This is a genomic window from Sorangium sp. So ce834 (assembly GCF_051521425.1).
Lineage (GTDB): Bacteria > Myxococcota_A > Polyangia > Polyangiales > Polyangiaceae > Sorangium > Sorangium cellulosum_D.
Map to the genome: position 1 here is coordinate 6,344,818 of NZ_CP150351.1, position 12,576 is coordinate 6,357,393.

The 12,576-nt window shown below is 75.1% G+C and carries 8 protein-coding genes; 3 read left to right on the forward strand and 5 right to left on the reverse strand.

Translation table 11 applies throughout. From position 1 onward, the window contains the following. Positions 1-13 precede the first annotated feature (13 nt). A complete protein-coding gene (locus WMF20_RS22945; protein ID WP_437616762.1) occupies positions 14-2,545 on the reverse strand; it encodes a hypothetical protein in 2,532 nt (843 codons plus the stop codon). A gap of 308 nt (positions 2,546-2,853) precedes the next feature. Between WMF20_RS22945 and WMF20_RS22950 the strand changes: the two genes are divergently transcribed. Further along, positions 2,854-4,374, forward strand: coding sequence for a serine/threonine-protein kinase (locus WMF20_RS22950; protein WP_437616763.1), 1,521 nt, complete (start codon positions 2,854-2,856; stop codon positions 4,372-4,374). 20 nt (positions 4,375-4,394) lie between these two features. On the opposite strand, the gene WMF20_RS22955 is transcribed toward WMF20_RS22950, so the two are convergent. Then, positions 4,395-5,474: a tetratricopeptide repeat protein gene (locus tag WMF20_RS22955; protein WP_437616764.1), complete on the reverse strand. Its 1,080-nt coding sequence runs from the start codon at positions 5,472-5,474 to the stop codon at positions 4,395-4,397. A 261-nt stretch (positions 5,475-5,735) separates the two neighbouring features. Here WMF20_RS22955 and WMF20_RS22960 point away from each other — a divergent pair, with 261 nt between their 5' ends. Together WMF20_RS22960 and WMF20_RS22965 are read left to right on the forward strand one after the other, a co-directional pair. After that, positions 5,736-7,643 (forward strand): serine/threonine-protein kinase, encoded by a 1,908-nt coding sequence (locus WMF20_RS22960; protein ID WP_437616765.1) that lies wholly within the window; start codon positions 5,736-5,738, stop codon positions 7,641-7,643. A 239-nt stretch (positions 7,644-7,882) separates the two neighbouring features. Then, complete coding sequence (locus WMF20_RS22965; protein ID WP_437616766.1) at positions 7,883-8,146, forward strand: GlsB/YeaQ/YmgE family stress response membrane protein; 264 nt, start codon at positions 7,883-7,885, stop codon at positions 8,144-8,146. On the opposite strand, the gene WMF20_RS22970 is transcribed toward WMF20_RS22965, so the two are convergent. The 3 genes from WMF20_RS22970 to WMF20_RS22980 form a co-directional block, all read right to left on the reverse strand. Further along, entirely contained in the window at positions 8,107-8,925 is an 819-nt protein-coding gene (locus WMF20_RS22970; RefSeq protein WP_437616767.1) for a hypothetical protein, read from the reverse strand. The two genes, WMF20_RS22965 and WMF20_RS22970, sit on opposite strands and share 40 nt — an antisense overlap. Before the next feature lie 290 nt (positions 8,926-9,215). After that, entirely contained in the window at positions 9,216-10,757 is a 1,542-nt protein-coding gene (locus WMF20_RS22975; RefSeq protein WP_437616768.1) for a serine/threonine-protein kinase, read from the reverse strand. Positions 10,758-10,982: 225 nt separating this feature from the next. Continuing rightward, entirely contained in the window at positions 10,983-12,431 is a 1,449-nt protein-coding gene (locus WMF20_RS22980) for a flippase (protein ID WP_437616769.1), read from the reverse strand. Positions 12,432-12,576 lie beyond the last annotated feature (145 nt).

A 12,576-nucleotide genomic window follows, 5' to 3' on the forward strand; every position in this document is an offset into this window, starting at 1 on the left:
CGCCCCCATGCGCTCAGCCGCCGGTCTTCTCCGCGGCGCCGCTCTGCAGGTCGACCGACCAGCACACGGCGCTCGCCGAGGGCTCGCCGCCGGGCGGCCCCACGCTGACCTCGGCGCGCGCCGGGCCGACGGCCCGGATGTAGAGCCGCTGCCCGACGGCGTCGCGCCCGAGCGCGCAGACCGCGCGGCGCACCCGGGGATCGTCGGCCGCGACCTCCCCCTCGTCCTCGGCCGCCATGAACAGGACCTCGATCTCGGGCTTCAGGCAGGCGCCCATCTCGCGCCACGCGTCGTAGTCGACCGACGGATCGAGCACGTCGGCGAGCTGCCCGTGGCGGGCGCGCCCGACGCGGTAGCGGAACGCGTCGCGCTTCTCCGCGCGGAGCGCGGCCCCGATCCGATCGAACCGCAGCGACAGCGCGCCGAGCGCGGTGGCCATCTTGACGGTCGGCGCGCCCAGGTTCGCCTTGTCCGGCTCCTTGAAGCGGTGCAGCTGCACGCCCGCGGGCAGCACGCCGGCGAGCAGCTCGGCGAAGCGCGGGTTCATCCCGAGGCGCCCGGCGAGCAGGATCCGGAGCCCCTGGTACGGGTCCGGCTCGCGCCCGATCTTCGCCACCGCGCCGCCGAGGTGCTGCCGGAACACGTCGATCGCGTCGCGGAACCACCCGTCGATCGCGCCGCTCAGCGCGCCGCGGTCGATCGAGAGCGGCACCACGGAGCTCTCGCCGTCGAGCCCGACCAGCGCGAGCTGCTCCGCGACCGGCGCGCTCGGCCCCCCCTCGAGGAGGGGCCGCAGGAGCTCCTTGAGCGCCCAGGTGTTGGCGCGCGCGTCGGGCGACGGCGCGAAGAGGGCCTCCGCGTCGTCGAGCGGGCTCTCCTCGAGCGGGCGCTCGAACGGGATGCGGCGCTCGCGCATCTCGGCCTCGCTGGCCGCGTACACCCGGTAGGCGAGCCGGTGCAGGAGCCGCTCGCCGCCGAGCCAGGGGATCGCCGTGGGATCGAGGTACTCGACCATCCGCTCCAGCCCCTGCGCCGCCTCGTGGGCCTTCGCGCTCCGCAGGAGGCCGAAGGCGATCCCCGCCTCGCTGGCCCCGGCGTCGATGACGCAGAACGGGACGCCGCCGTCGCGCGGCTGGATGCCGAACATACGGAACGCCTGGACGGCGTAGGCGATCGCCGACGGGCCCGCGTCGACGACCTTCAGCCCCTCGAGGTCGTGGTACTCGCAGAGCCCCGCGGGCAGGCTCCGGAAGAGGCCGCGGCGGAAGGCGATGAGCACGCTGGCGCGGCGCTCGGGCGACCAGCCCGTCGGCATCGTGATCGCGTAGCGCGTGGAGATGCCCCGCGAGCGCTGGTTCAGGTGCAGGCCGACGTAGTACGCGTAGAGCTCGATCGGATCGAACGGGTCGTGCGCGCCGATCCCTTCCTCGTCGATGACGGGCGGCGCCGGCTTCTTCAGCGCCTCGGTCGTGTCGGGGTCGCTCCGGCCGCGGAGCCGGAACGGCTCGCCGCGCTCGGTCCGCTCGCGCAGCAGCGCGAGGGCCGGGAGCGAGGCCGCGGCGCGCTCGTGGGCGCCATCGCCGGGCCGGAGGCGCATGTCGCGCGCGGCGTGCCCGACGAGCACGTCGCCCCAGCGCGTCATCGGCAGGATCACCCGGTCGCGCCACGCCTTCGTGGTCCGGGCGAGCGCCTCGAACGCGACCTCGCTCGGGCTCTCGTTGTCGGCCGAGACCCGGAGCGGCCCGTCGGCGCCGATCCGGACGAACTCGGCGCCGCCGCGCTCTCCCCGGACGGCGACGGCCGTCGACGCGGCGCCGATGTCCACGGCGACCCAGTCGGCGCGCACGTCGAGCCGCGGATCGCGCCGCTTCACCTCGGGCGGGATCGGGTCCTTGTCGGTCTTGCCGGTGCGGCGGTGCAGCCCGACCACGCGGCCCTGCCGGAGGATGGCGATCGCCGTGGCGCCGAGGAAGCGCGCGCCCGTCCAGAAGCCCTGCGCGGGGTCGACCAGCGTCGTCCCCTTCACGGGATCGAGGTTCGCGACGACCTTCGGGAAGAAGTCCGCGATGAGCTCGGGCGAGGCGACCCCGTCGTAGCGCTCCACCTTGATCGGGGGCGAGTAGTAGTTCTGGAGCCCTTCGCCGTAGATGCGCGGGCTGACCTGGATCAGCTTCAGGTAGGGGATCGGGCAAGTCTGCTCGTCGAGGCGGAACTCCTGGTAGAGCTCGGACGGAGCGATCGCGTTCTCCATCTCGGGCGCGATGCGGGGGACGCTCGCGCTCATCTCGGTGCCGAAGTACATGAACTTCGTGCCCGCGCGGCCCGTGAAGGCGGCGAGCCTGACCTCGTTGAACGTCGCCTGCCCGACGATGAGCGGCGGCAACGCGAGCACGTAGTCGAGCACGAGCGTGGTGAGCCACGGCTGGTCGAACAGGCGCGATTCCCAGCGCATGACGAGCGTCGGGAACTCGCGGCCCACGAGCGACACGACCTTCTCCGCTTCGCGAACCAGGGTTCCGTCGACCGATAGCTCGTAAACCGGCATACGAGGGCGACGTTATCACGAAGAACCCCTGCGCCAGCCCCGCGGATGCGCGGAGCGGGGCTTTCATTCCGCCGTCGGCCGAAGGGCGCGCGCGGGGGGGCTGCGTCGAACGGCGCGCGTCGCGCCGGGTGGCGGTCGGTGTGCGGGGCGGAGGTCCGCGTGCGGGTAGGCGGAAGCGGAAGCGGAAGCGGAAGCGGAAGCGGAGACGGAGACACGACGGCGCGCCCGCCCGCTAGGGCGTAGGCTGCCCTCGGGCCACCGTGCTAGTCTGCCCGGGTGATTTGCTTCTCCGCACCGGGAACGCCGGCATGAGCGCGCTGGTCGGCGAGATCATCGACGGCAAGTACCGGATCGTCCGGCTGCTCGGCCAGGGGGGCATGGGGGCGGTCTTCGAAGGCGAGAACGTGCGCATCCGGCGCCGCGTCGCCATCAAGCTGCTGCACGCCAACATCTCGAGCCAGGCCGAGTCGGTCGCGCGCTTCGAGCGCGAGGCCCAGGCCGCGGCGCGGATCGGCTCCGATCACATCTGCGAGGTGCTCGACCTCGGCGTGCTGCCCGACGGCACGCGGTACATGGTCATGGAGTACCTCGAGGGCGAGACCCTCGGCGCCAAGATCGAGCGGGCGGGGCGGCTCGGGCCCGAGATCACCGTGCCGATCATGGTCCAGGTGCTCGAGGCGCTCGGCGCCGCGCACGCCGCGGGGATCATCCACCGCGACCTGAAGCCCGACAACATCTTCGTCATCCCCGTGAAGGCCGGGCTCAGCAACTTCGTGAAGGTGCTCGATTTCGGCGTCTCGAAGTTCTCGCCGCTCGCCGGCGCGGAGATGAGCATGACGCGCACGGGCGCCGTCGTCGGGACGCCCTACTACATGTCGCCCGAGCAGGCGCGCGGCTCCAGCCCCGTCGACCAGCGGACCGACATCTACGCCATGGGCGTGCTGCTCTACCAGGCGACGACCGGTCAGGTGCCGTTCGACGCGGCGACCTTCAACGAGCTGCTCTTCAAGATCGTCCTCGAGGCGGCGCCGCTCCCCCAGCAGCTCGTGCCCGACCTCGACGTCGAGTTCTCCGGGATCATCCAGAAGGCGATGGCGCGCGAGCCGGGGGCCCGCTTCCAGAGCTGCGCGGAGTTCAAGAGCGCGCTGCTCGCCTGGGCTGCGGCGCGGCCCAACCTTGCCTTGCTGAACACGGGGCGGACGTCCCTCCCGCGGCTGTCGCTGCCGTCCCAGCCCGAGGTGACGACGACCCCTCCGCCCCCCCTCCGCCCCGACACCCCCTCGTGGGGCCAGAACGGGCCTGCGGTGCCCGGCATGGGCCACACGCCGCAGCTGACCGCCAACTCGTGGGGCGCCTCGTCGGGCGTCACGGGCCGCGCGACGCGCCCCCCGTCCCGGATGCCGATCTTCGCCGCGATCGCCGCGGCGGCCACCCTGCTCGGCGCGGGCGTCGCCGTCTGGCTCGCCTTCGGGGGCAGCGGGCCGTCGGGCGCGGCGACCCCGGAGCCGAGCGCCGTCAGCGCCACGGCCATCGCGACGCCCCCGCCGCCTCCGACGACCGCGACGCCGCCCCCGCCGGAGCCGCCGGTCGTCACCGCGAGCGCCTCGGCCGCAGAGCTCACGCCGCCGACGCCGCCCGCCACGGCCGAGCCGAGCGCCGTCCCGGCGGCGTCCTCGGCGCCGGTGAAGCCGCTCTCGCCGCGGACGCCGCCTCCCCAGACGAAGCCGCCGCCCGTGACGAAGCCGCCGCAGCAGGCGCCGCCGACGAAGCCGAGCGCGCAGCCCCAGAAGCCGCAGAAGCCGGGCGTTCCGGGCGACTTCGGTTACTGAGCGCGCGCGGGGCGCCCCCGTCAGAACGCGCCGCGCACCCCGAGCCCGGTGGGCGTCACGTAGGGGGCGACCCACGCCGAGCTCGACGGCTCTGGCTTGGACGTCAGCTCCAGCACGATCAGCGTCGCGCCGCCGACGAGGAGCACGCCGCCCGTGATGAGGTTGATCGTGCCGGTCGTCTGCTGATCCGCGGCGTCCGCGTCGAGCTGCTTGATCCTCTGCTGGATCAGCGGACCGCAGCCCGCGCTGGGGCCTGCCTGCGACTCGCACCGGTACGTCTTGCTCAGGTCGTTCGCTTGCTGCTGCGTCGAGCCGCCCTTCGCCAGGAACACCGAGCCCACCACGACCCCGCCGAGCCCGAGCGCCGCGGCCGCGATGCCCCCGCCCAGCATGAGCACGTTCGTCTTTCGCTCCGGCTTGCCCGGCGGGCCTTCGGGGGGGACCTCGCCTGGGCCGCTGCTCCAGGTCCCCTGCCCCGCCCCCGAGGCGTCGGGCGAGGGCGGCATGGCCGGGCTCTCCGGGACCGGGATCTTCAGCTCCTTCCGCTCGCCGTCGCCGAGCGTGACCGCCTGCTCGATCGGCGAGAGGCCCGGCGGATAGACGGTCACCGCGTGATTGCCGGGATCGATCGGTCGGTGCACGCCGAGCAGCGCGTCCGCGACCGGCTGGCCGTCGAGCTTCACGGCGATCTTCCGGCCGGCGGCGCCCTCCAGCGCGATGCGCAGCGACGCGATCCTGGGATCGACCGCGGCGAGCTCCTCCCGCGCGTCCTGCTGGGCCTTCTTGAAGGGGGACGGCGCCGTGGACGGCAGCTCCTCGCGGACGATCCGCAGGTACGTCTCCTTGGCCGCGACGAGCCGGCCGAGGCGCGTCTGCGCGCGCGCGATCAGCAGGAGGTGCGTCGGCGCGTGCACGAGCGCCTCTGCGCGACCGAGCAGATCGATCGCCTCGTCGAAGCGACCGGACGTGAACGCTTCGGCGCCCTGCGTGGCCAGCGACCGGGCCGCTGCTCTGTCCTGGTCCGACTGCGCGAGCACCTCGCCTGTCGGGAGCAGCAGGAACAGCGCCGCAGCGAACGGAACGCATCGTCTCAAGAGCACTCGGGCCTCCTCGCGCGCCACGCTATCACAGGCCGTCGGCAACGGAACAAATCAGCCCCCGCGGCGCCGCCGCCCTGCGCGCTGTCCGGTGTTTCGCGGCGCCTGCCCGCGGAGGCGCGCGGCGCGCGGGCCGCTCGGCGCGCTCCGCGGAGCGGCGCGGCGGCGCGGCGAGGGTGCGCGCAGCGCCGCCGCGCCGTCCGCGGGCGGCTGTGAACCGTCCGCACAGCGCGATGGCACCCATTCTGCTGCGTGGGACGCGCCATGGACTGCCTCCGCTCCTCCGCGCCCCTCGACGCGGGACTCCCGTCCTCGGAGCGATCCCTCAGGGGACGCCTGCTCGGGGGGCGGTACCTCATCGAGCAGCTGATCGGCGCCGGCGCGATGGGGCGCGTCTACCGCGCGCGGCACCTCGGGCTCGGGCGCGCGTGCGCGGTGAAGATGATCCGCGAGCGCGGCGCCTCGCCGGGCGCGGCGGGCGGAGCGGGCCTCCGCGCCTGCACGACGCGCGCCTGCGCGCCGTCGCGCCGGGAGGATCCGGGCCTCCGCGCCTCGAGCGGCGTGAGCGAGCGGCCCTCGACCGAGTCGCGGCCGCGCTCCGGCGGCGCCCGCGCCGGGGACGCGGTGCTGAGGTTCCACGTCGAGGCGATGGCGGCGAGCCGGCTCGATCACCCGAACATCGTGCGGGTCCTCGACTTCGGCTGCGAGCCGTCGTGCCCCCACGGCGCGCCGTTCGCGGGCGCCGACGGGCGCGAGCCGGAGCCGCCGAGCCTCTGGTATCTCGTCACCGAGCACCTCGACGGCGGGGACCTCATCGACCTGCTCAACGCCGCGCCGATCCTGCCCGCGGAGCGCATCGTCGCGATCATGCGCCAGCTGTGCTCCGCGCTGCAGCACGCGCACGACGCGGGCGTCATCCACCGCGACGTCAAGCCCGAGAACATCCGCCTGGTGCCCCGCGTCGACGACGACGGCGCGCCGTTCGAGCAGGTGAAGCTCCTCGACTTCGGGACGGCGAAGCTGCTCCACGACGAGCGCTCCGGCGCGCTCGCGGGCGCGCCGCTGCTCGCCGCGGCCGCCGACGACGGCCGGCTCGTCATCGGGACCCCCGCCTACATGAGCCCGGAGCAGGCAGCAGGGCAGCCCGTGGACGCGCGCAGCGACATCTACGCGTGCGGCGTGCTGCTCTTCGAGATGGCGACGGGGCGGCTCCCGTTCGAGCGCCCGACGCCCGTCGCGCTCGCCGCCGCGCACGTCGACTCCCCGCCGCCCCGGCCGAGCGCCTTCCACCCGGCGATCGATCCGGATCTGGAGGCGCTGATCCTGCAATGCCTGCGCAAGAACCCGGACGATCGCCCGCAGAGCGCGCGCGCCCTGCGCGAGGCGCTCGCGCACGTCGCGCTCCGCAGCGGGCGCTCCGCCGCGGAGGATCGCGCCGCGGCGAGCCTCGCTCGGCCCCCGGCCCCGAGCGCGCGCGCCGAGGCGGCGGCCTCGTCGCGCTGGACGCGCGGTGCGGCCGAGCCCGCCGCGGACGCCGCCGCGGCGCGCTCCGCGGACGGCGCCGCGGCGCGCTCCGCGGACGGCGCCGCGGCGCGCTCCGCGTGCGCCTCGACGTGGGTCGGGTACCGCTCCCCGTCCTCGCTGCCGGGGAGCGCGCCCCTGGATCTGCCCTGCTCGCCGCCGGATGCGCGGCGCGATCCCTCGTCCGCGTCCACCTGGGTCGGCCACCGCGCCTCGCCCTGCCCGCCGGCGGCGCTCGTCGTGACGGCCGCGGACGCCGCCGCGGCCGGCGCGCCGCCGGCGGACGCGGCGCCTCCCAGCGCCATGGCTCCGCCGCCTCCTCCTGCCTGCGCGCCTCGCAGCCCGGAGCTCGACGCCGCGCTCGCGCCCGTCCTCCTGCTGCGAGCGCGCCTGCCCGGCGGGCTGCGGAGCCAGGCACGGCTGCGCCGGCGGCGTCGCCGGCGGCTCGCTCCGGTCGTGGTCGGCACGGTCGCGGCCACGGTGCTCGGCGGATCGCTGTGCCTGCTCTTCAGCGCTGCCGGCGCCGCGCTCGCCCCGCTCGCCTTGCCCTCGCCGGGGCGCGACGGCGACGCGCCCCCGACCGGCGACGCGCGGCCCACGCCGCTGCGCGCGGACGAGCCGGAGCGCGCCTGTCCGCTGGAGCCGCCGTGAGCGCCCCGGAAGCGGGAGACCGGCCTCGGGGTCGGCGCGCCACGCGGGTCGCCGATGTACACCGGGTGCCCAGCGCCGCGGGCCCGATGGTGACGCCGTTCACGCTGGCCGCCGAGCCTCCGCTTCAGCCCGGTGCGAACCGAGCTCACCGCGAACGGCACGTCGTCTGCAAACGCTGGCCTCCGCGTTGACGCGGGAAGACGCCCCTCGGCGTCGTCCGGTGTCGAGAGGAGCGAACCATGTCCGTGCTGTTGTGGATCCTGTTTGGGCTCATCGTCGGCGTCATCGCCAAGCTGCTCACCCCCGGGCGCGATCCCGGCGGCTTCGTGATTACGGCGCTGCTCGGCATCGCGGGCGCCCTGCTCGGCGGCTTCATCGGCCGGGCCATCGGCCTCTACCCGTCGTACCAGTCGAGCGGGGGCTTCTTCATGTCGATCCTCGGCGCCGTCATCCTCCTCGCCATCTACAACGCGACGCTCGGCCGGAAGGCGACGAGGCCCTGAGCGCTCGCCCCCTCCGCCGGCTCGCGCCAGCGCGGCGAAGCGGGCGGCTCGAGCAGCGCCGCGGCGGGCACCACGCGGGCCGGCACGGCGCGCCGGTCCAGGCGAAAATCGCGCGCGACGTCCGGCGGCAGCGGCCGGATCGCGCCCGCGCCGTAGCAGCGGCGGTAGACGAGATCGCCCGGCCCCGCGCCCTGCCCGCCGAGCTGATGGCTCCACCACCGCGAGTAGACCGTCGGCCGCGCGGGATCGACCGCGAGCAGATCGGCCCGCTCGAGCCGCACCTCGCTGTGATCGCCGCGGTCGGCCGCGCCGTGCTCGGCCGTGAGCCGCCCGTCCTCGCCCACGCCGTAGACGATCCTGAACCCCTCGACGTCGCCCTTGCCGTAGGCGACGCGCTGGACTCCCGGGCCGAAGAGCAGCCCGTGCGTGTAGACCATGTCCACGGCGAGCGCGGGCAGCACGGTCCAGGTGAGCCAGTTGTTGCCCCAGGGCCGCTCCTCCGAGAAGAAGGCGTAATAGCCGACCGAGACCGTGCCGCGCTCGCCCGGCGCGCTGCGGTAGAACAGGATGTCGCCGAGCTCCCCCGCGCTCGCGACCGTCGAGCCGACGCAGACGGGCTGCTCCGCGATCGCGGCGTCGATCGCGCTCGGCGCCGCCGGCGCGCCCGGCTCGACGGCGGCCGGGCGCGGCAGCGCGCTCCCGCGCGTGGCGCTCGCGAGGAGGGGTACGAGCAATGCGGCGAACGCGAGGGAGCGGCTCAGGGGATTCCGGAGGAACATCAGGGCCGGCTAGGCTAGCGAGCCCGTCGCTGCGCGCGACCGCAAAGGGCCGTTCGCGTTCGGCGCATCACGGCGGCGTCGCCGAATGGGTGTCTCCCGGAGATCGCGCGAGCTCCGCGCTTTCAAGGACCGCGAGGCGCCGGAGAGAGAGTTCAACGCAAAGGCGCAAAGGCGCAAAGGCGCAAAACAACAAATGATGCATTTTTGCGTCTTTGCGCTCTTGGCGCCTTTGCGTTGAAACTTCTTCTCGCTCGCGAGGCAGATCCCTGCTGGGTTCCTGACCCGCGGCGCTACCGGGGCGCGCCGCGGCTCGCCGGCGCGGCGCCGTCGTCGAGCGCGCCGATCGCCCTGCCCGCGAGCGCGCCGGCGGCGAACGTGACCGCCGCGATCACGAGCCACTGCAGGAGCCGCGCGCGCCGCGGCGGGCGCGCGTCCCTCCAGTGCGGCGTCACCGCGTCCCTGCCCTCGCTGCGCTCGATCTCGATCGCCGCCTCCTCCGCGCCCGCGTCGGGGCCGCGCGCCGCGGGCGCCGCCTCGCCGCGATCGTCCCCGGAGCGGCTCGACAGGGCGCGCCGCGCGCCCGGGCGCCCGCGGATCCCGGCGGATCGCCGGCAGCCCCGCACGAGCAGCGACCGGTGGCGATCGCGCCCGCTCGCGACCTCGCGCACGAGCGCGGCGATCTCCTGGCCGGCGAGGAGCCCGCGCTCGCTCGAGCTCGGCTCGTCGCCACCGCCCGGCGCCCTGCGCACCGAGGCGAGCACCTCGGCGAGCGCCTCTTCCATCTGCGCCGCGGCCTCGAAGCGATCGTCGGGATCGCGCGCGAGCGCGCGCCGCACCGCCTCCTCGAGCAGCGCAGGGCACGCCGGGCGGAGCGGCGCGATCGCCGGCACCTCGCCCGACAGCACCGCGCGCATCGTGGCGCCGTCGTCCTTCCGGTGGAACAGGCGGCGCCCCGTCAAGAGCTCGAACAGGATCACCCCGACCGCGAAGAGATCGGCCCGCGCGTCGATGCTCTGCCCGCGCAGCTGCTCGGGCGCCACGTAGCCGAGCTTGCCCTTCACCGTGGGGGCGTCGCTCGACGGCGCCGCGCCGCCCGCCGAGCCCGGCGAGCCGAGGGGGAAGACCTCGTCCAGGATCCCGCGCATCGCCGTCATCTCCGCGACGCCGAAGTCGATGAGCTTGATCTCGCCCTCGAGCGAGAGGAGCACGTTCTGCGGGCTCACGTCGCGGTGCACGAGCCCGACGAGCTGCCCGCCGTCGTCGCGGAGCGCGTGCGCGTGCCCGAGCGCCCGCAGCACGCCCACGCCGATCTCGAGGGCCGCCTCGATCGGGAACGGCCGCCCCTCGGAGAAGAGGGCGCGCGCGGCCGCCGCCAGATCGCAGCCCGGGACGTACTCGACCACGAGGTGATGGCGCCCCTCGTGAAACACGAAGTCGTGGAACCGGATCACGTTCGGGTGCTGAAGCCGGGCGCTGATCCACGCCTCCCGGAGGAACATCCGCACGATCGACGGATCCCGCCGCGCCTCGGGGCGAAGGCGCTTCACGACGACGGGGTGCGCGATCCCTGCCGGCCCGCGCCGGCACGCGAGGAACAGCTCGGCCATGCCGCCGGCCGAGAGGCGCGCGAGCAGCGCGTAGCCGCCGTCGCCCATGGGCAGGTCCATCTCGCGAGGCCTCCACGGCTGCTCGGGCGCGCCCAGCTCGGCGCGCGCCGGCATGCCGAAGGCGCGGAGCGAGGACGGCCGCCGCGCCATCCACTGCCGGAGTCGCCCAACCCCGGGCACCCCCCGGACCTGCCCGCGCCGCCACATCGCCCCTCCGCTATTCACGCTGCATGCCACGGAGAGGGCCGCGGCACCGTCACCTCCGAGCCACGGGCGCCCCGCGCCGCTGCGTGGATCCCGCCGGATGAGAGCGCATGTCGGCAGCCGCGGGGACCCGAGGCGAGCGCCGCTTCCGGCGGAAAAGCCGAAAATTCGATGACCTCCTGTTCCGCACAGGCGCGCAGAGCGCCGCGCGCGCAGCGCCGGGCCCCGCCCGCGGCGGAACGCGGATCAGGCCGCGGTGGCGGGCGAAGCGCGGACGCGGCGCGCGAGCAGCGCGCGCAGCTCGCGGAAGGAGACGGCGCGCAGGGCGAGGAGGAGGGCCACGTAGACGGCCGCGCCCACCGCGATCGACGCCCACATCCCCGCGAGCGCGCGCGCGGCGTACGCCGCGCTGGTCATCGCCGCCGTCGCGGCGAGGATCGCGGCGATGCGGCCGAGCTCGACGCGCCGGGTCCAGCGCGCGCTCAGGCCCCACGACGCGATCAGCGACCCGGCGCTGACGGCGAGCGTCGCGCACGCGGCGCCCACGGCGCGGTAGCGCGGCAAGAGGAGCAGGTTCAGCGCGACGTCGGCGACGAGCGCCACCGCGAGCAGCTTCACCATCGCGACCTCGCGCTTGGCGGCGAGCAGCGGCAGCGTCACGACCTGGAACGCGAACGTCACGGGGACGCCGCAGGCGAGGATCCGGAGGACGTCCGCCGCCGGCGCGTAGTCGCCCGCCGATCCGTAGACGAGCTGGACGATGTCCGGCGCGAGCAGGAAGACGCCGGCGGCGACCGGCAGCCCGAACAGCGCGGCGACGAGCATGCAGCCGCGGTAGAGGCGGCCGAACGCCTCGCTGTCCTGAGCGTAGAGGCGCATGCCGGCCGCGAAGGCGGCGCCGAGCAGCACGTCGGGCAGCATCCTGAAGTTCTCGCTCAGCACCCAGGCGGCGCTGTAGACGCCCACGGCCTCCTCGTCGCAGAGGGCGCGGAGCATCACGCGATCGGTCTGGAGCAGCGCGCTCGTGAGCGCCCCGAGCGCGCCGATGGGCAGGCTGCGCTTCACGATCTCCCAGAGCTCGGCGGGGGGCGTGGTGAGCTCGGGCCGGTAGAGCCGGGAGCGCAGGTAGTGCGCGGTGATCCCGAGCTCCAGCACGTTGCCGAGCACGAACGCCGCGGCCGCGGCGACGACGCCGTAGCCGAGCGCGAGCAGGGCGGCCGAGAGCGCGATGACGAACAGCCGCGCGCCGAGCTCCGCGTAGAGGATGTACTGGAAGCGCTCGTGGGCCTCGAACGAGAGCCACATCGTCGAGTAGAGCAGCGTCGCGAGCTGGGACGCCGCGGCGAGCACGACGAGCTGCGCGCCGAGGCCCGAGCGCGTCGCGAGCACGACGGCCACGGTCGCGCCGAGCACCAGCGTCCCGGTCACGCCCCGGATGGTGAGCGCCGCGCCGAGGTGACGCGGCCCGAGCTCCGGCTGCACGGCGATCTCCCGGGCGAGGTACCCCCGCACCCCGATGCCGGCGGCGATCGTGACGATCCCTGCGATCGCGAGCGACGCCTGGAACTCCCCCCAGGCGGCGACGCCCACCTTCCGCGCGAGGTAGCCGACGAACACGACGCCGAGGACGGCCATGATCGCCTGCTTGAGGAGCATCAGCGCCGCGTTCAGCGCGATGCGCCGGCCATCCTGCATGAACACCTCCAGGTGTCCCCCTGGGGTGGGGCACCGGCGTCCACGCAGCGGGAGCAGGCCCGATTCGAGCGTCGTGCGCTCCCAGAGCGCGTCCGTCTCACGCGGCGCGCTCGGCGCTGGAGCGCCCGCGGCGCGCCGCTGCTCC